Annotated in this window: 19 protein-coding genes; 17 read left to right on the top strand and 2 right to left on the bottom strand. The window is 51.7% G+C overall.

Annotated elements, in window-relative coordinates; all coding sequences use genetic code 11:
- Position 1 precedes the first annotated feature (1 nt).
- The 15 genes from JWZ98_RS16620 (at position 2) to dapB (ending at position 13,943) form a co-directional block, all read left to right on the top strand.
- Positions 2-2,206: a TonB-dependent receptor plug domain-containing protein gene (locus JWZ98_RS16620; protein ID WP_205451027.1), complete on the top strand. Its 2,205-nt coding sequence runs from the start codon at positions 2-4 to the stop codon at positions 2,204-2,206.
- Between the two features lie 10 nt (positions 2,207-2,216).
- On the top strand, positions 2,217-3,326 hold the full coding sequence (locus JWZ98_RS16615) for a HupE/UreJ family protein (protein WP_205451021.1): 1,110 nt from the start codon (positions 2,217-2,219) through the stop codon (positions 3,324-3,326).
- Between the two features lie 15 nt (positions 3,327-3,341).
- Positions 3,342-3,881, top strand: a complete 540-nt coding sequence (locus JWZ98_RS16610; protein WP_205451019.1) for a hypothetical protein — start codon at positions 3,342-3,344, stop codon at positions 3,879-3,881.
- 58 nt (positions 3,882-3,939) lie between these two features.
- Positions 3,940-4,161: a hypothetical protein gene (locus JWZ98_RS16605; RefSeq protein ID WP_205451018.1), complete on the top strand. Its 222-nt coding sequence runs from the start codon at positions 3,940-3,942 to the stop codon at positions 4,159-4,161.
- 55 nt (positions 4,162-4,216) lie between these two features.
- Positions 4,217-5,755 (top strand): TonB-dependent receptor, encoded by a 1,539-nt coding sequence (locus JWZ98_RS16600; protein ID WP_205451016.1) that lies wholly within the window; start codon positions 4,217-4,219, stop codon positions 5,753-5,755.
- A 235-nt stretch (positions 5,756-5,990) separates the two neighbouring features.
- Positions 5,991-6,320, top strand: coding sequence for a glycine zipper 2TM domain-containing protein (locus JWZ98_RS16595; RefSeq protein WP_205451014.1), 330 nt, complete (start codon positions 5,991-5,993; stop codon positions 6,318-6,320).
- Positions 6,321-6,385: 65 nt separating this feature from the next.
- A complete protein-coding gene (locus tag JWZ98_RS23435; protein ID WP_275899126.1) occupies positions 6,386-6,520 on the top strand; it encodes a hypothetical protein in 135 nt (44 codons plus the stop codon).
- A 356-nt stretch (positions 6,521-6,876) separates the two neighbouring features.
- Positions 6,877-7,917 carry a heat-inducible transcriptional repressor HrcA gene (gene hrcA / locus JWZ98_RS16590; protein WP_033155579.1) on the top strand — a complete coding sequence of 347 codons (1,041 nt, stop codon included), beginning with the start codon at positions 6,877-6,879 and terminating at the stop codon, positions 7,915-7,917.
- 50 nt (positions 7,918-7,967) lie between these two features.
- Complete coding sequence (grpE, locus tag JWZ98_RS16585) at positions 7,968-8,606, top strand: nucleotide exchange factor GrpE (protein ID WP_205451013.1); 639 nt, start codon at positions 7,968-7,970, stop codon at positions 8,604-8,606.
- A gap of 71 nt (positions 8,607-8,677) precedes the next feature.
- Positions 8,678-10,612: a molecular chaperone DnaK gene (gene dnaK / locus JWZ98_RS16580; RefSeq protein WP_205451012.1), complete on the top strand. Its 1,935-nt coding sequence runs from the start codon at positions 8,678-8,680 to the stop codon at positions 10,610-10,612.
- A gap of 105 nt (positions 10,613-10,717) precedes the next feature.
- Positions 10,718-10,909 (top strand): DUF2158 domain-containing protein, encoded by a 192-nt coding sequence (locus tag JWZ98_RS16575; RefSeq protein WP_205451011.1) that lies wholly within the window; start codon positions 10,718-10,720, stop codon positions 10,907-10,909.
- A 262-nt stretch (positions 10,910-11,171) separates the two neighbouring features.
- Positions 11,172-11,765 carry a DUF4160 domain-containing protein gene (locus tag JWZ98_RS16570; protein WP_205451010.1) on the top strand — a complete coding sequence of 198 codons (594 nt, stop codon included), beginning with the start codon at positions 11,172-11,174 and terminating at the stop codon, positions 11,763-11,765.
- Between the two features lie 4 nt (positions 11,766-11,769).
- On the top strand, positions 11,770-11,952 hold the full coding sequence (locus JWZ98_RS16565) for a hypothetical protein (RefSeq protein ID WP_205451009.1): 183 nt from the start codon (positions 11,770-11,772) through the stop codon (positions 11,950-11,952).
- Between the two features lie 41 nt (positions 11,953-11,993).
- A complete protein-coding gene (gene dnaJ, locus JWZ98_RS16560; protein WP_101054857.1) occupies positions 11,994-13,133 on the top strand; it encodes a molecular chaperone DnaJ in 1,140 nt (379 codons plus the stop codon).
- Positions 13,134-13,136: 3 nt separating this feature from the next.
- Positions 13,137-13,943 carry a 4-hydroxy-tetrahydrodipicolinate reductase gene (gene dapB / locus JWZ98_RS16555; RefSeq protein WP_205451008.1) on the top strand — a complete coding sequence of 269 codons (807 nt, stop codon included), beginning with the start codon at positions 13,137-13,139 and terminating at the stop codon, positions 13,941-13,943.
- 44 nt (positions 13,944-13,987) lie between these two features.
- On the opposite strand, the gene JWZ98_RS16550 is transcribed toward dapB, so the two are convergent.
- Complete coding sequence (locus JWZ98_RS16550; RefSeq protein ID WP_205451007.1) at positions 13,988-14,425, bottom strand: NUDIX hydrolase; 438 nt, start codon at positions 14,423-14,425, stop codon at positions 13,988-13,990.
- 198 nt (positions 14,426-14,623) lie between these two features.
- Between JWZ98_RS16550 and rapA the strand changes: the two genes are divergently transcribed.
- Positions 14,624-17,386 (top strand): RNA polymerase-associated protein RapA, encoded by a 2,763-nt coding sequence (gene rapA / locus JWZ98_RS16545; protein WP_205451006.1) that lies wholly within the window; start codon positions 14,624-14,626, stop codon positions 17,384-17,386.
- 53 nt (positions 17,387-17,439) lie between these two features.
- Here the strand turns inward: rapA and JWZ98_RS16540 are convergent, their stop codons facing one another.
- Positions 17,440-17,802 carry a PilZ domain-containing protein gene (locus JWZ98_RS16540; protein ID WP_033155569.1) on the bottom strand — a complete coding sequence of 121 codons (363 nt, stop codon included), beginning with the start codon at positions 17,800-17,802 and terminating at the stop codon, positions 17,440-17,442.
- Positions 17,803-17,952: 150 nt separating this feature from the next.
- On the opposite strand from JWZ98_RS16540, the gene JWZ98_RS16535 reads away from it, so the two are divergent.
- The gene (locus JWZ98_RS16535) at positions 17,953-19,239 is read left to right on the top strand and encodes a DEAD/DEAH box helicase (RefSeq protein ID WP_033155568.1); all 1,287 of its coding nucleotides are present in this window, start codon (positions 17,953-17,955) and stop codon (positions 19,237-19,239) included.
- Positions 19,240-19,261 lie beyond the last annotated feature (22 nt).

Here is a 19,261-nt window from a genome sequence, read left to right as displayed (position 1 = left end):
GATGAAATCCTGCAATACCTATTTCAAAAAGAAGCACCTGGTCATCGGCCTGGAAATTATTTTAGGTCTGGCCTGTGCGGATCTGAACGCCGCACCAAATGCCGACGCGGAATCTGTCGAACAAACGGCGCAAGAGACCTCGCAACAGAGCACAAAGAAAGTCAAAACCGCTAAGTCAGAAGAACTGGAAGCGGTGCAAGTGGAAGAAGACGGCCGCGGCAAGAATCTGATCGGTATTGCGCCGTCGGCCTCGCAAGGCGAAGTCAGCCAGAAGCAATTCGAATACCGGCCGTTCTCGCGGAACGGCGAACTGGTCGAAGTGGTGCCCGGCGCCATCGCCACCCAGCATAGCGGTTCCGGCAAGGCCAACCAATACTTCCTGCGCGGCTTTAACCTGGATCACGGTACCGATTTCACGACTTACGTCGACGGTATTCCGATGAACATGACTACCCACGCCCACGGCCAAGGTTATATGGACATCAACAGCATCATTCCGGAGCTGGTGAAAAAAGTCGAATACGGCAAGGGCCCGTATTACGCGGAAGTGGGGGACTTCTCGGCGGCCGGTTACGCCAAAATGTTCAGTATGGACAGGCTGGATCAAGGTATCGCCAAATTTACCGCCGGTTCGTTTGATTACTACCGAACGCTGGTGGCCAATTCCCATAAAATTGGCGACGGCGATTTGCTCTATGCCGGTGAATTCAATCTGTACGACGGCGTTTGGGAAGTGCCGGAAGATTCGAAGAAATTTAACGGCCAATTGCGCTACACGCTGGATCGCGGCGATTGGGGCATGGCGATTAACGGCAAGGCTTACACCAATAGCTGGACCGCCACCAACCAGATTCCGCAGGCGGCCATTGATAGCGGTGCCATCGGTCTGTACGGCAGCATGGACCCGACTGACGGCGGCGAGAGCAATCGTTATAGCGCTTCGGCCAGCTTCTGGAACCAGGGCGGCAACTGGAAAAACGACGCGAATATCTACGCGGTCTACACCGATTTGAATTTGTTCTCCAATTTCAGCGGCTTTACCCGCGGCGACGGCGGCGACCAGATTCTGCAAACCGAGCGCCGCGTGCAAACCGGCGGTCATTTCGAACACACCCGCTATAACAAGCTGTTCGGCTTTGAAATGGACAACAGCATTGGCCTGCAATTTCGTAATGACCAGATCATGGATTTGGGTCTATACGAAACTACAGCCCGGCAGGTCGTCAATACCGTCAGCAAGAGCAATGTTGGTGTGACCACCGTGGGTACTTATTTCAAAAATACTACCCACTGGCACGATAAAGTCCGCACCATCGCCGGTTTGCGCGGCGATTTCATTAATAATGACGTCGAAGTGCTGGCCAGCGGCAGCGGCACGGCCGAGACCAACGCCGCTAACTCCGGCAGTCGCGGCAAAGCCATGATCAGTCCGAAATTGAGTCTGGTGGTCGGCCCCTGGTACAACACCGAATACTTCGCGAATATCGGTTACGGCTATCACTCCAACGATGCGCGCGGCACCACGCTGCAAGTGCATCCGGTCACCGGCACCGAGTTTGACCCCGATGGCAATGCGGTTAGTCCGCGTATCCGTCCGGCGGCCTGGTCGCGCGGCGGCGAAGTGGGCGCGCGTACCAATATCATCCCCGGCTTGAACAGCACCTTTGCGTTGTGGTGGTTGCAATCCAGTGAGGAGCTGGTGTTCGTCGGTGATGCCGGTACGACCGAAGTGAATGGTAAATCGCAACGCTACGGTATCGAGTTTACCAACTACTACAAACCCACCGAATGGCTGACGCTGGATGCCGACTATGCGTTGACCACGGCACAATTCAACAAAGCCCCGGACGGCGCCACCAATAAGTACATCCCCAATTCCGTGGGCCGGGTCATTAGTGCCGGTGCCCTGATCGAAGCCCCCAATGGCTTGTTCGGCACCTTGCGTTTTCGACATTTCGGCAGCGTGCCGCTGGATGAATCCGGCGCGGTTTGGGCCGGCGATACCAACATCGTCAACTTGGGTGCGGGTTATAAGCAAAAGCAATACAAATTCGAGGTCGACATCTTCAATATTCTCGGTTCGCAAAGCAACGACATTGCCTACAACTACGAATATAACTATCCAAACGGTGTTTCTGGCGCAGGCCTGATGAAACATCCGGTCGAGCCACGTATGGTGCGCGGCACCATCACGGTCAATTTTTAAGGATAGCCTGATGAAATTTGCTTCAACCCACTGGGCTATCAGCTTGATTGCAGTGTTGTTAACGCTGCAATCCGCTGGGGTTTATGCGCATCCACCCGGTCTAAGTTCGCTGGATGTAACGATCAAACCCGCGCAACTCGACGCCAAGGTGACCTTCGCCTTACAAGACATCGAAGCCTTTACGCCGATGGATGCCGATTTGGACGCGGAGGTGACCGATGCCGAACGGGAAGCGGCCAAGCCGGCGATTGCCAAGCTATTGGCCGAGCAGCTGCGCATGAATATCGATAGCCGGGATGTTCTGCCCAGCGAACCAGGACAGGTCAGTTTCGACGATCAAAATAATGCGCGGGTGGAACTGCACTATGCGGGAGCTATGCAAACCACTTTGCTGGTGCAGTCGAAGTTTTTGGCTTTGCTGCCCGACGGCCATCAGCAGTATTTGACGGTCAGAGACGTCAACGGCAAAGCGCTCAGCGAAAAAATGCTGGGCAAACACGACGATCAGATCAGTTTACCAATCGCCAACGCCGCGGATGCGGAGTCCCCCCAAGCTCCGTTTGCGGCGTTTGGCGATTTTTTTAAGCTGGGTATCGAGCACATCCTAACCGGTTACGATCATTTACTGTTTTTATTCGCACTGTTGGCGGTCACTCACAGCTTTTGGCCGGCCTTGAAAATCATCACGTTTTTTACCGTCGCCCATTCCATCACGCTGGCTTGCGCCGGGCTTAATCTGATTGAGCTGCCGAGCAGTTTCGTCGAGCCGTTTATTGCCGCGACGATTGTCTACGTGGGTGTGGAAAACATCATCCGCGGCGACCATCCCAAGGGCCGGCATTGGCTAACCTTTGGCTTCGGTTTGATCCATGGTTTTGGGTTTGCCGGGGTTTTGCAGGAAATGGATATTTCTTCCGGCGATACCGGGATTTTGTTGCCTTTGTTGTCGTTCAACTTGGGCATAGAAACCGGGCAAATCGCCGTCGCGGCTATCGTGTTGCCGATGATCTGGTGGCTGAATAATAAGATAGCGACAGCCGAGAAGTTTTTGAAAGCCGGTTCGATTGCGGTCAGTTTGATGGGGGTTTTTTGGTTACTGGAACGCACCGTTCTCCAATAACAAAAGGAATACGACATGAAAAGGACAAGGTTTTTTTATCTGGGATGGCTGCTGGTTCTGATCCAGTCGCCAGCATTGGCCGCAGGCAAATATCACTTTGAACCGGGTGACGCGGTTTTAACCAACTGCCGTGAAATTTACACCAAAGGCGTGGTCAAGGCCAAAGTCGATGACGGTTATACCGTGCATTTTCCTAAAGGTAGCGGTCCCATCCAGTGTCCGCCGTTTCGATGGCATGCCGAGTTCGTTCTGCCTTATCAATCGGTAGCGGAATATAGGCTGAAATTTTTGGGCGGCTTGAAGAACGATTTGCTATTCAAAGTCGGCGAGTCGGTTAGTTTTCGTTTCGATACCGACAGGCGCGTTGTGAACAACCAAGCCACGATTGATATAGACGCGCAAATCACCGACATCAGCAGCAATGGCGCCATCGCCGTTAAATTGCTGAGCACCAGCCCGGAAGCGGCCGCCACCTTTTGGCAATCGGTGGGCGGTAACTATGTCGATCTGCGTCATAAATCGCTTGAACCGGAGAGAGCGAAGCGGTCCCGATAAAATTTTAATAAACACATAACTACATAACTATAAAAAAGCATTAACCAGGAGAGGAACAGTGGCACTTACCCACGCGCTAGAACAAATTCTATACATGATCTCATCATCGCTTTACCTGCCGGTATTGCTGATCGTCACCTTGTTGGCCGCTTATTCGGTCTATACCGAATGCGGTAGTCAGAGCGAACACGGCTACCGCGTTAAGAAACGCCGCGACACCGGTATTCGGCGCCATTCCGACCGCAACCACCCAAGGTGGCTCGACCTACATCATAGGTGATAAAGGGGAGCGCCCTTGGGAGCAGAACACCGCATCCTTGCATCTCTATTACGATTTGACTGATAGCACCGAGATTGATGGCGGTATGAGCTGGAGCCGCAGCGAAACCAGCGCAGGGACGTTTAACAGTTATTTGACCAACGCCGGAGGCTCGCCAATTGCAATCGCTAACGGAAACCCCACTGTCAATTCAGTCGCCAGCGTGGCTGGCCTGGCGCAAAGCAACAACCTTAATCTAAATGGGCAGCGACTGAATGTCTACGAGCAGCAATTTCTGCATTTTTTGCCGTCAGTAGAAGACATTCGCCGCTATTTTGCCCACCTGAAACATGATTTCGGGCATGACGTGAAATTGAATGTCGATTTTCAATACATGGATCACGAGACTTATTCGCCCAGTCCAAACAGCGCGGCGTTCGACGATACCTTAAGCGGCGGCAGAGGCCAGCTAACGGTTACGCCTAGCCAACGGATTGACGGTAACGTGGCATTGCGCTTCCCGTTTTTGTGGGATCAACGCAACTTTGTCACGGTCGGTTTTGGCGCAAACCATAACAATTTGGAAGGTCAAAAACGTTTGGCCTTGAGTAATTGGCAAGATTGGTCCTCAGTGACGAATACTGTTTACGATGGCAAGGGCGAGTCGAGTATTTACTCCGCCTTTATTCAGGACGAAATTTGGTTGCGTAAAAACTTGATTGCTCATCTTGGCGTGCGTTATGACGACTGGTCAACTTCCGGTTCCATCGTACAAAAGGCTACTGTCACTTCCACGGGTACCACGACCAATTTGACGCAAACATACAGCGAACGTTCCGTGTCGCAGTTTAATCCCAAATTCAGTTTGACCTGGTTGCCGGCGGATGGCTACAAGCTGTTTGCTTCAACCGGTTGGGCATTTCGTCCACCCACCAACTCGGATTTGTATTCGACATCACAAACGGCTAGCGGCAGTGTTTTTACCTTGACGCAAGCCGGGCCGAATCTGAAACCGGAAACCATGTATTCATGGGAAGTAGGCGGAGAGGCCACCCCCATTGAAGGTACAACGATTGCCGCCTCGTATTTTCACCATTACATTTCTGATTTGATTTACCGTAAAGATACGACATTAAGCGCAACCAATCGGCTTCAGGAGCGGCAAAATGCGGGTGAAGCGGAGGTTGAAGGCGTGGAGGCCAAATTAAGGCAGAAATTGTATTGGGACTGGCTGCATTTTACCGGGACCTACACCTTAAACGACTCGATAATTACCAAGAACGAGGCGAATCCGCTGTCGGTTGGCAAACAGATGGTGTTGTTGCCGGAGACCATGTTCAGTGGCGGCTTGGATGTCAAATATGAGCAGTGGAGCGGTGGCATTATTGGGCGCTATGTCAGCCAGCAGTATACGAACGACCAAAATCTGGATCAAAGGGCCGGCGTCCCAGGGAGTTACGACCCTTATTTTCTGGTCGATACCCGTATTGCTTATCAAGCGACGAAAAATATCGATCTGTCGTTTTCGGTGAATAATCTGTTGGATCGGGAATATTCCTCTTTTTACCAACAAGCCGGCCGCACCGTTTACGGGGAAGTGTCTTACAGCTTTTAATGTGCGTGACTGTCGCCTCCGGCGCAATCTGCTCCGGATATTCGGTTTGCGAGTATCCGGAGTAATGGCTATTGGTAGTTTATAGTCCTCGCTTAGCGTGCACAGTTCACAAAAATTGGCAATGTAAGCGCCGGCTTTGCTGTCTTCATCTGTTCTTAATCTTTTCCTAATCAAGACTTAAACATTGCTCTCTAGAATCAACTCATAGATGAATTATTCTCGATCAAGGGGATTTATGTTTAGAGTGGCAAGTGTCGTTGTAATCAGTTTGTTGGTTTCGCCAATAGCCATCGCTGACGGGCATGGGCGAGGTCATCACAAACATCACCACCATGACCGGTACGTCGAGGTCGAGCGGGTGTATGTACCGGGGAGGGTTACGCAGTACGTCCCGGCACCGCCGCCCGCGCCGCGCTACGACCGATACGACCAACGCTCCACTCAGGGCTTGGTAGGTGGCGCGTTAGGCAGTGCGGCGGGTTACGAGATGAGTAGAGGCGATCCGTTGGGAGCCGGCATCGGTGCCGCCGCCGGCGCCTGGCTCGGCAACAGCATGAGCCGTTAATCAGCTACCGCCAATCAATTAACCGGTTTTGAATTTTTGGATGACTCATGCGACAGGAGGACAAAATGAGAATAAAAAATGGTAAAAAATATCAACAAGAACAGTACAGTAGAGTAGAAAAGTTTTTGAATGTATTGTTGTTTTTTGTCGTTGCCTACTATAGCTACTATGTGTTGTCTTTCTCCCAAATGGGGGCTTGAGACCACTGACGGTTGCGGTTTATTGGCCGTTTGCGTTCCTGCCATACAGTCCAGATAAGCAAACGCTAGATCGAATCAGAACCCTGCCAAGTCGTAAGACTTGCAGGGTTTTTTTATTGCCGGTTGTTGGGCAATATCGAAGATACATCTAAAAATCGTAATTCCGGAACAAACTGTCCATTGATCCGTTCTCCACGACACGGGGGCTTCGGATATTCAATCCCAGCCCTTGATTGTGCTGGCAGCGCTTAGTTTATTCATAACCTGTTCAAGCCGTTGACAAGGCCGGACCCAGCTGATAGCTTTGCTGTCTGGCACTCACCAATATCGAGTGCTAACGGAATTTGGGGGATGACGTGGCTGGCGGACAAGATTTAAACGAAAGATCGCTGTATTTATTAAAAACCTTGGTTGAGCGTTATATCCAGGACGGCCAGCCTGTTGGTTCGCGTTTGTTATCTAAAGATCCGCAGTTAAAGCTGAGCCCCGCCAGCATTCGCAATGTGATGGCGGATCTGGAAGAGATGGGTTTGATCCATTCCCCGCACACATCCGCCGGCCGAGTCCCGACCGTGAGCGGCTATCGTTTATTTGTCGACAGTTTGTTAACCGTCAAGCCTTTGGCATCCAGCGAATTGGACCAACTGCAACATGGCCTGAAAGGGGAGGCGGATAAAGCGAGTGACGTGTTGAACAAGGCTTCCAAATTATTGTCGGACGTAACGCGGATGGCCGGCGTGGTGACTTTGCCGCGCAGAGAAAGCGTCACCTTGCGGCACATCGAATTTCTGCCTATGTCCAATACTCGGGTGTTGGTGATTTTCGTCACCGACGACCAGGAAGTGCACAACAAAATTATTCACACCCACAAGCAATTCAGTCCTGCGGAATTACAACAGGCTGCCAACTATTTGAATTCGGTTTATTCCGGCCGCAGCTTGGCGAAAATTCGCGATTTGGTGGTGCGGGAGATGGAGCTCGATCAGCGGCAGGTCAATCAAGGCATGATGGACGCGGTGAACATGGCACAGCTGACCTTCAGCGAACAACCCAACGATGATTATGTGTTGAGCGGCGAAACCAATCTAATGGGCTTTTCCGAGTTGTCGGATATGGAGCGCTTGAAGCAGCTGTTCGAAGCGTTCAGCCAAAAGCGCGGCGTCATTCATTTATTGGATCAGTGTCTACAGGCCGAAGGCGTGCAGATTTTTATCGGTGAAGAGTCCGGCTATAGCGCATTCGATCATTGCAGCCTGGTGACGGCGCCTTATTCAGTGAATGACGAAGTGGTGGGGGTGTTGGGCGTGATCGGCCCCACCCGAATGGCATATGAAAAAGTGATTCCGTTCGTGGATGTGACGGCAAAATTATTGGGCGCGGCCTTGAATCCCAAATAAATGGCCCTATCGTTAGGCCAACCAAAAAATTTAGAACCATGGAGTAAGTAATGAGTCATCAGCAATCTAGCCACGAACCCCAATCGGATAGCGATTTGATCGCCGAAGTTTTGGAACAGACCAAGCCAATCGACGCCGACGAACAGCCAACCGAAGCATCTGGCGCCGCCGCAGTCACTGTGGAAGCCTTGCAGGAACAATTGGAGCAGGCCCAGCAACAAGCTGCTGCGAATCTAGATAAAGCCATTCGCACGATGGCCGAGATGGAAAATTTAAAAAAGCGCGTGCAAAAAGACTTGGACGACGAACGCAAATACGGTCTGGCCAAATTTGCGAAAGAATTGCTGAGTGTTCTGGATAGTTTGGAATTAGGCCTGCAAGCGGCAACCGGCGATAGCCCGGAGATAGTGAAACTACGCGAAGGCAGTGAATTGACCATCAAGCAATTCGAGTCGGTATTTGCCAAGTTTAATATCGAAACTGTCGACCCCATCGGTCAAGCATTCAATCCGGAATTGCACCAGGCGATGGTCATGCAGCCAAGTGCCACCGCCCAACCCAATACCGTGTTAAACGTCTTCCAAAAAGGCTATGTGTTGAACGGCCGTTTATTGCGCCCTGCCATGGTGGTGGTGGCGAAAGCCGAGGACAAACCTGCCGATAGCGCAAAAATCGATGAGCAGGCTTGAAATTAAGACGATCAACCGCATATCGCTAACAACTTTTTAATTTATTACCAATTCAAGTCTGGAGAATATCAATGGGCAAAATGATCGGCATCGATTTAGGAACCACCAACTCCTGCGTCGCAGTCCTGGAAAACGGCACCGCGCGGGTTATCGAAAACAGCGAAGGCGCGCGCACCACGCCTTCCATCATCGCTTTTACCGGCGACAACGAAGTATTGGTCGGCCAGTCCGCCAAACGGCAGGCGGTGACCAACCCTGAAAACACGTTGTTCGCGATCAAACGCTTGATCGGCCGCCGTTTTAAAGAAGATGCGGTACAAAAAGATATCAAAATGGTGCCTTACAAAATTATGGAAGCCAACAATGGCGACGCTTGGGTGGAATGCCACGGTAAAAAAATGGCGCCGCCCGAAGTATCATCACGGGTGTTGATGAAACTGAAAAAAGACGCTGAAGCGTTCCTGGGCGAAGAAGTCACCGAAGCGGTCATCACCGTGCCGGCTTACTTTAACGACTCGCAACGTCAAGCGACCAAAGACGCCGGCCGTATCGCCGGTCTGGACGTCAAACGCATCATCAACGAGCCGACCGCGGCGGCGTTGGCGTTTGGTATGGACAAACCCAAAGGCGACACCACCATCGCGGTCTACGACCTGGGTGGCGGTACTTTCGATATTTCCATCATCGAAATCGCTGAAATCGAAGGCGAGCACCAGTTCGAAGTATTGGCCACCAACGGCGATACCTTCCTGGGCGGTGAAGACTTTGATTTGCGCATCATCGACTTTTTGGCCGGCGAATTTAAACGCGACAGTGGCATCGATCTGCACAACGATCCATTGGCGCTGCAACGTCTGAAAGAAGCGGCAGAAAAAGCCAAAATCGAATTGTCTTCGGCCGAACAAACCGACATCAATCTGCCGTACATCACTGCTGATGCCTCGGGCCCGAAACATTTGAACGTGAAACTGACTCGCGCCAAATTGGAGTCGCTGGTTGACGAGTTGATCGAACGGACTAAAGGCCCTTGCTTGCAAGCGATTAAAGACGCCGGTATTTCGACCTCTAAAATCAACGACGTGATTTTGGTGGGCGGTCAAACCCGCATGCCGAAAGTGCAAGCGTTCGTTAAAGAATTGTTTGGTAAAGAGCCGCGTAAAGACGTTAACCCTGACGAAGCGGTGGCTTTAGGTGCGGCGATTCAAGCCGGCGTATTGGGCGGCGACGTTAAAGACGTACTGTTGTTGGACGTAACACCACTGTCTTTGGGTATCGAAACCCTGGGCGGCGTGATGACCAAATTGATCGAGAAAAACACCACGATTCCGACCAACGCCTCGCAAACCTTCTCGACTGCGGACGATAACCAAACCGCGGTAACCGTACACGTGTTGCAAGGTGAGCGCGAAGTCGCGGCGGGTAATAAATCACTGGGTCGTTTTGATTTACAAGACATCCCGCCGGCACCGCGCGGCATTCCGCAAATCGAAGTGTCGTTCGACATCGATGCCAACGGTATCTTGAACGTATCGGCGAAAGACAAAGCCACCGGCAAGAAACAATCCATCGTGATCAAAGCCTCCAGCGGTTTGTCGGATGACGAAGTCGAACGTATGATCAAGGACGCCGAAGCGCATGCCGACGAAGACCGCAAACTGAAAGAATTGGTTTCGGCGCGTAACTCAGCGGAAGGCATGATCCACGCCACTGAAAAGTCGCTGAAAGAACTGGGCGACCAAGTAGCTAGCGACGAAAAATCGGCCATCGAATCGGCGATCAAAGACCTGCAAGCAGTGCTCAAATCCGACGATAAAGACGCGATTGAAGCGAAAACCCACGCTTTAACTGAATTGTCCGGCAAATTGGCGGAGCGCGTTTACGCACAGAAAGGTGCGGAAGGCGGTGCTGAGGCTGGTCACGCAGCCGGTGCGGCGGAAGCTGCCGCAGAGCATGACCACAATGTGGTCGATGCCGAATTTGAAGAAGTTAAGGATGATAAGAAGTAAGGTGTAAGGCGGATGGCGTAAGCCTATCCGCCTTTGCTTTTGATATGGAGGAACGCCTAGCGGCTTTCGCCCTGCGCGCTTAAATATTGGCAATAAGGATTCAATATGTTGAACATAGGTAATACTGTACGCTTAAAGTCAGGCGGCACTCTTATGACTGTCGAAGGTTTTGATGAAAAAAAACGAGATTTTGTTGTTTGTGTATGGCACGAGAAAGAGAGGCCTTTTCGTGAAAGCTATCATCAAGATACTCTTGAGTTAGATGATGGTTCCCTGCCTTCACCATTTACAATTTGACTCTTCGAATAGTTTTGTAGGGTACGCATCGCGTACCTTTTTGTTTGTGTGAAGGTGGAGTATGCGAATCACTGCTTCGGAAGTCAAAGTCCGGTAGGGCGCAATAACCAACGGGCATTGCGCCGTATTAAGCCCTCGAAGGTCAGATTAGTCATGTAGGGTACTCACACCGCGGACCTTTTGCAAACGATGGGCTTCCTGGCGTCAGCCCATCCTACATTGAATAAACCGAATTCGGCAGAAATACAGGCAAGAACCGGCAATGCCAAAACTATACGAATATTTCGGTTTAATTGTGATGTTTTATGCCAATGAACACGAACCCGTTCATGTTCACGGCAAATGCCAGGGGCGGGAAGCGAAGGCCGAAATTATTCTGGTAGATGGGCGAGTTGATAGTGTTCGTTATATTACAGTCTCCGGCCGTGAAATGTTATCCGAGCGTGAGATGCAATATTTCCGCGAGATTGTCACGGCTCGTGTTAATGACATTGTGCAAAAATGGATCGATTATTTTGTTTGGCATAAATCGATTCGACCAGAACGCATTTGTACGAGGTTGATGTACGAGGTTGAAATGAATCAAGTTGTTAATATTTGTAGCGCCGAGCAGATCGATTCGTATCTTTTGCGCTTAAAGTTTGATGATGGCAAGGAGCAGATTATCGACTTCAAGGGATTTTTGATGCGTTCCCGGCATCCTGATATTCGAGCTTACCTCGATTCGGCGAAATTTTCCGATTATCGTATCGAGTACGGGGAATTGGTGTGGGGCGATTATGAATTATGTTTTCCGATGATCGATTTGTATATGAATCGTTTGGAACACGGTACTTATATTGAATCGGCAGCGTAGATTTATGAATAATTGGTTAGACTTGGCGGAAACCAGAGCAGAAGAGATCGATGCCGGCATCGTTGAATTGATACCTTCCGAAATAATGTCGCTCAAAGCAAGTGAGTTGTTGAGTTTTCAGCGAGATCAACAGGCATTATTGCCGCCAAAGTTTAGCGAGCCAATAAAGGCCGAATATAGAAAGTAAAAATAAATAGATAAATTAATCAAGTGACTCAAGACATTTAAATGGCCGCAAAAGAAGACTTTTACAAACTGCTGGAACTGGATCGCAACGCGAGCGAAGCCGAAATCAAGAAGAGCTATCGCAAGATGGCGATGAAATTTCATCCCGACAGAAACAAGGATAATCCGGAAGAAGCGGAGAAGAAATTCAAGCTGGTCAAGGAAGCATACGAGATTTTATCCGACCCAAAAAAACGCGCGGCTTACGATCAATTCGGTCATGCCGGCGTCGATTCGTCTATGGGCGGCGGTCGTGGCGGCTTTAGCGGGGCGGAGAATTTTAGCGATATTTTCGGTGATGTGTTCGGCGATATTTTCGGTGGCGGTCGGCAGCAACGCAGCAGCGTGCAACGCGGTGCTGATTTACGCTACAACCTGGAATTAACCCTGGAAGAAGCCGTTGGTGGCACCGAAGCGACAGTCAAGGTACCGGTATTGGTGGCTTGCACCGAGTGTAACGGCAGCGGCGCTAAAAAAGGTAGCAGCCCGGTCACCTGTAACACCTGTCATGGTCACGGCCAAGTCAGGATGCAACAAGGTTTTTTCTCGGTGCAACAAACCTGCCCGACCTGCCGCGGCACTGGCAAGCAGATCAAAGATCCCTGTCCAAAATGTTATGGTCAAGGCCGCGTACAGGAAACCAAAACCCTCAACGTCAAAGTGCCCGCGGGTGTCGATACCGGTGACCGGATTCGTTTGGCCGGGGAAGGCGAGGCCGGTGCGAACGGTGGTCCGGCTGGGGACTTATACGTACAAGTTCAGGTCAAGGATCATCCGATCTTTACCCGTGATGGTGCCAATTTGTATTGCGAAGTGCCGATCAGTTTCCCCATGGCCTGCTTGGGCGGCGAACTGGAAGTACCTACGCTCGACGGCAAGGTCATGTTGAAAATCCCGCCGGAAACCCAAACCGGACGCATGTTCCGTTTGCGCGGCAAAGGTGTGAAACCGGTCCGGGGCGGTGCTGTCGGCGATCTGTTGTGCAAGGTGCAATTGGAAACCCCGGTACATCTAACCAAAGATCAAAAAGCCATGATCGAGAAGTTGGGCGAATCCTTATCCGGCGGCGGCAAACATCACAGCCCGCAAGAGCATGGCTGGATGGATGGCGTTAAAAACTTCTTCGATAAATTGACGGGATAAACCATGGTGCGGATTGCGATAGTGGGCGCTTCCGGGCGCATGGGTCTGTGCTTGCTGAAAGCCGCGCTGGCGGCGGAAAATGCTGAGTTGACGGTAGCGGTATCCCGCCCCGATAGCTTGGCGCTGGGCAAGGATGCCGGTGAACTGGCCGGTGTGTCGGCGGCAGGTATTCAGGTCTGCGACGACTTGGCTGCTCTGACTAATAAATTTGACGTATTGATCGATTTCACCCGGCCCGATGCGTCGATGGATTACATCGAAATCTGTCGGCAGGCGGGCAAAAAAATAGTGATCGGCACCACCGGTTACAGCGAGGCGCAAAAAGCCGCGATTGCTGAGGCTGCCCAGGATGTGGCAATAGTCATCGCGCCCAATTTCAGCGTCGGCGTCAATCTGTCCTTAAAGTTGCTGGAAATGACCGCCAAGGTGATGGGTGATTACACCGACATCGAAGTGGTTGAAGCGCATCACCGTCACAAAGTGGATGCACCCTCGGGTACCGCGTTGCGGATGGGCGAAGTGGTTGCTGCTGCGTTGGGGCGCGATTTGAAAGACTGCGCCATCTATGGCCGCGAAGGCGATACCGGCGCGCGCGACCGCAAAACCATCGGCTTTTCCACTATCCGGGCCGGCGATATAGTCGGCGAGCATACGGTAATGTTTGCCGACGAGGGTGAGCGGGTGGAAATCACTCATAAAGCCAGCAGTCGTATGACTTTCGCCAACGGTGCGGTAAGAGCCGCGGCTTGGTTGGCGGACAAACAAAGCGGCCTGTTCGATATGCAAGACGTGTTGGGTCTGAAAGGCTGATCAGGTCTTAAATATTGTCTGCACGCCGCTGAATCAGCTAAGACTTATATTCGTAGAGGCGTTACCTCACCAGTCAGTTTATAATGCCGGAAATCCGCAATAACCTGAGCGTGATCGAAAGCCAACAGGCTGGGCAGATTGTCGAAGTTGAATAAACCAAAGTTTTTAGCGTCGTCGGCCGCCATCGGTGTGCCATGCGCTTGCGCCAGGTAGACAGCGGTGACGGTGTGGTTGCGTGGGTCGCGTTGCGGATTGGAGTAAAGGCCCAGCAGTACGGTTAGTTGTACATCCAGACAGGTTTCTTCCTTGGCTTCGCGGATGGCCGCGTGCTCAATCGTTTCGCCGACATCGACAAACCCGCCGGGAACTGCCCAGCCATAGGGTGGATATTTCCGCTCTATCAACACGAAGGGACGCTGGGGGTGGTCGATCAGTTCGATCAAAATATCGGCGGCTAACAAGGGGGTGACGGGCTTTGCCATGGCATTCCTGAAAATGATGAGTTTTAGTGCATTGAAAATAGGCGTGTTCTGCTAAATTTAACCATGTTTTCAAGCGTTGCTGAAATTCTCGATGCTTTTTCCTCGACCAATTAATCATGAATTAATCGGCTTTTCATATCATCCCAGCCGCTTTACACAGCGCTTTTAAAGTCGAATCAAATTTCCAAGAATCAAAACATGAATGAGTTTATTCCCGGCCAACGCTGGATTAGTAATACCGAATCGGAACTCGGTTTGGGTATGGTCATAGACACCGAGTTTAACCGCGTCACCGTGCTATTTTTAGCGACTGGCGACCGGCGGGTTTACGCCAGAGATAACGCGCCGTTGACCCGGGTGCAGTTCAACGAAGGCGACGTGATCGAATCGGCGGATTACGCCAAGATTAGCGTGCAACAGGTGCAACAACACAATGGCTTGTTGACTTACATCGGTATCGATGAAGACGGTCAGCTGCAACAAATTGATGAGATGGAGCTTAACCATCATATTCAATTTAACAAACCGCAAGACCGTTTGTTCACCGGTCAATTCGATCCGACAGCCTGGTTTTTATTGCGCTACGAAACCTGGCGGCGCCAGCAACAGCACCAGCAAGCCGCGACCAAAGGTTTGCAGGGCGCACGGGCTTCGCTGATTCCGCATCAGCTGTATATCGCCCATCAAGCCGCCAGCCGCGCCTTGCCTCGGATTATGCTGGCCGACGAAGTGGGTTTGGGTAAAACCATCGAAGCCGGTTTAATCATCCAGCATCGCTTGATTAACGGTTTAAGCAAGCGGGTGTTGATTTTGGTGCCGGAAAGCCTGCTGCATCAATGGTTGGTGGAGATGCTGCGCCGCTTCAATCTGCGTTTCAGCATTTTCGACGAAAGCCGTTGCTTTGCCAGTCCCGACGAGAACCCGTTTCTCAGCGAACAATTAGTGCTGTGCAGCCAGCGCTTCTTTGCAGATTCTCCGCATCGCCAGCAACAAGCTTTGGATGCAGGTTGGGATCTGGTGGTGGTCGATGAGGCGCATCATCTGGAGTGGAGCGAAGACGCACCTAGCGCCGACTATCTATTTGTCGAGCAATTAGCCTTGGCATCTCCCGGCCTGATTCTGTTGACCGCTACGCCCGAGCAATTGGGTAAGGAAAGCCATTTTGCGCGTTTGCGCTTGCTCGATCCCGACCGTTTTTATCGCTTCGAACAATTTTTAATTGAAGAAAGCCAGTTTGAGCCGGTGGCCCGACTGGCTAATTTGCTGATTTCCGGCGAAGTGCTGGATGCTTTACAGCAGGAGCAATTGAAAAGTTTATTAAAACAGGACAACGTCGACAAACTGCTGCAGCAGGTTAACGACAGCCAAGCCAATGCCCGCGAAGAGTTGATCAAATTGTTGCTCGATCATCATGGCACCGGCCGGATTTTGTTCAGAAACTCTCGGCAAACCGTGCAGGGCTTTCCGGATCGGCAACGCCATGCTTATCCGCTGCAAGGTGAGGACACGGCGGACTTAGCCAACAGTCCTTATCTGCATTGGCTGGTTGCGCAGTTGAAGGCCTTGGGCGACGAAAAGGCCTTGTTGATTTGCAAACGCGCGGAAACCGCGATCCAGCTGGAGCAATTATTACGGCAGCACGTCGGCCATACGGCAGCGGTGTTTCATGAAGGCATGAGTATCGTCGAGCGGGATAGGGCGGCGGCATTTTTCGCCGACGAAGAGAGCCGCGCGCAAGTGTTGATTTGTTCCGAGATCGGTAGTGAAGGGCGCAATTTTCAATTCGTGCGGCATCTGTTTTTGTTTGATTTGCCGGAAAATCCGGATTTGTTGCAGCAGCGTATCGGTCGTTTGGATCGAATCGGCCAAAAGCATGTGATTCAAATTCATATTCCTTATCTGCTCGATAGTGCGCAGCATGTGCTGTTCCGCTGGTACGACGAGGGCCTGGACGCATTCCGGCATAACTGTTCAGGTGCCGCACAAGTCTTGAAGTTGCTCGGTGATGCTCGTGACAGCGCATTGCTTAGCCGCGATGCGGCGGCAGTAGAAGCCTTGATCGCCAATACGAAGGCTCTGAACAGCCAAGTTGAAGAGGAATTGCATAAAGGCCGCGATTTGCTGTTGGAACTGAATTCTTGCCGCCCGCAAGAAGCCGCGCGCCTGGTGGAAGAGATCAGCGCCGGCGAACGCGACGGTAGTTTGTGGCCGTTTATGGAAGCGATGTTCGATTGTTATGGGGTCGATGTTGAAGACCATTCGCGCGATTGTCATATCCTCTGGCCCAGCGAAAATCTGCGCATCGCCCATTTTCCGATGCTGCAGGACGACGGATTGACGGTAACCATCAACCGAGACATCGCGTTGGCCAGGGAAGACATGCAATTTTTGACCGCCGAACATCCTATGGTGTTGTCGGCCATGGATTTGGTGCTATCCAGCGAGACCGGCAATGCCGCGGTCAGCGTGGTCAAACATCCAAAACTGAAAGCCGGCCAATTCCTGCTGGAGCTGTTGTTTGTTGCCGAATGCAGCGCGCCCGCTGAATTGCAAATCGGCCGATTTTTACCGCACACGCCGCTGCGCGTTTTGGTCGATCAAAATAAAAAGGATCTAACGGCTGTTATTAGCCACGACAGCTTGGTCGAGACCGGCGATAGCTTTGATAAGGCGCAGATCAGCCAGTTTTTGAACAGCCAACGCCAGCATATTCAGGATATGATCAAAGTCGCGGAGCAGTTGGCGGGTGCGCAAATGCAGAAGTTGATAGCGGAAAGCAGTAATCTGATGATAGCCACGCTAACCGGGGAAATCAAACGTCTGGTGCGGCTGAAAAAGATCAATCCCGGCATCAAGGAGCAGGAAATAGAGCAACTCAAGGAGATGACCATGCTCTCGCACGAAAGCATACAGGAAACTCAGTTGCGGCTGGATGCGGTGCGGTTTGTGATTACCAGCTAACTTGCCGACAGCGATTTACGGCGAGCAGGTGCCGTTTTGTGCCGGGATGACGATTAAGCGGTTTTGATCAGCACGGTGGTGTCGTCCAGTTCCACGCATTCAAACATCAGATCGTCGATAGAACCTTCGACGTGGTCTACGTAGTGTAAGCCGCATTCCGAATCGACATGTTGATGTTTCAGAATGCCGTGTACACTGAACGGCGTTCCGGATTCAGGCAATACCATGGTGATTTTAACTTTGCCGGCAACATCGGGACTGATGGGGTCTTGAAGCTTAACCCGGATGCCGCTATAGCTGATGTCCAGAATTTCCGCATTCAGCGAAATTTCCCGGGGTGTTCTGCTATTGAAAATAATGCCGGCCTGCAGGCCTCTAGGTTTTACTCTACGGTGAATTCGTTTTTCGAAACTCATGTGTTGTGGCCTCTGCTGAAGAATTGCGGTAATGCTATTGAGGATTTAGTGTAGGTGCAAAGTCAGTTTTTGCTACTGTGGCGTGCTCATCATGCCATATCTTTTCTATTCATACACCCGTTAATTACGGGCATAAAATAAGGTTTTTGCATGTTATTTTCAGAATTGGGTTTGTCCGAGCAACTACTTAAGGCGGTTGCCGAACAAGGCTATGAAACCCCGACGCCGATTCAGGCGCAGGCCATTCCGGTCATTTTGCAAGGCCGCGATGTGTTGGCCGGCGCGCAAACCGGCACCGGCAAAACCGCCGGGTTCACCTTGCCTTTGCTACAGTTGCTGCAAGGACAACCGGTTCCGCAAAAGCCGCGTCCGGTTCGGGTATTGATTTTAACGCCAACCCGCGAATTGGCGATGCAAGTCTATGAAAGCGTCAGAACCTACGGCAAGCATTTACCTTTTTTTGCCGAGGCGATATTTGGCGGCGTTAGTATTAATCCGCAGATTCAGAAGATCCAGCGCGGCACCGATATTGTCGTTGCTACGCCCGGCCGTTTGCTGGATTTGATTCAGCAACAACATCTGGATTTGTCGAAGGTCGAGCATTTTGTACTCGACGAAGCCGACCGAATGCTGGATATGGGTTTTATCCGCGACATTCGTCGAATCATCGCGTTGTTGCCGAGTAAACGCCAGAACCTGCTGTTTTCGGCGACCTATGCTCCGGAAATCAGCGCGCTGGCGGAACAAATTCTCACCGATCCGGTTGAAATCGCTGTCGCCAAACGCAATGCCGCCGCCGATACCGTCTCGCAATTGGTTTATGGCATTAGCCGCGAATACAAGCGCGAATTGCTGTCCTACCTGATAGGCAACGGCCATTGGCAGCAGGTATTGGTGTTCGTTCGCACCAAGCACGGCGCGGATCGTTTGGCCAAGCAGTTGATCAAGGATGGTATCCGTTGCGCGGCCTTGCACGGTGATAAAAGCCAGGGGGCCAGGGTGAGGGCGCTTGAAGATTTTAAAAACGGTTCGATTACCGCATTGATTGCCACCGACATTGCCGCGCGCGGCCTGGACATTGATCAATTACCGCATGTGGTGAATTTCGATTTGCCGCAAGTAGCTGAAGATTACGTACACCGCATCGGCCGTACTGGCCGTGCCGGCGCCGAGGGTCAGGCAATTTCGCTAGTCGATCCGGAAGAGGCTTATTTGCTCGCCGCCGTCGAGAAACTGTTGAAAAGGCAGATTCCGCGAGTCGACGATACCGGCTATCCCAGCGTGTCATTGGCCGTGACCAATAGCAAGCCACAGCCGAAACCGGCTCAGCCGAACAAGCCAGCAACCAGGCGGCCGCAAAATGGCCGGCCTGGGGAGTCGACTAAACGAGCGCCGAATTCGCGCAAACCGCGTCCGCAAACTGCCAAGCCCCGTTAATCCGTTTGACGTGTCGTGCCCG

The organism is Methylomonas sp. EFPC1 (genome assembly GCF_016925515.1).
GTDB lineage: Bacteria > Pseudomonadota > Gammaproteobacteria > Methylococcales > Methylomonadaceae > Methylomonas > Methylomonas defluvii.
The sequence above is the reverse complement of the archived record's forward strand: the minus strand, read 5'-3'. Positions and strand labels throughout refer to the sequence as shown.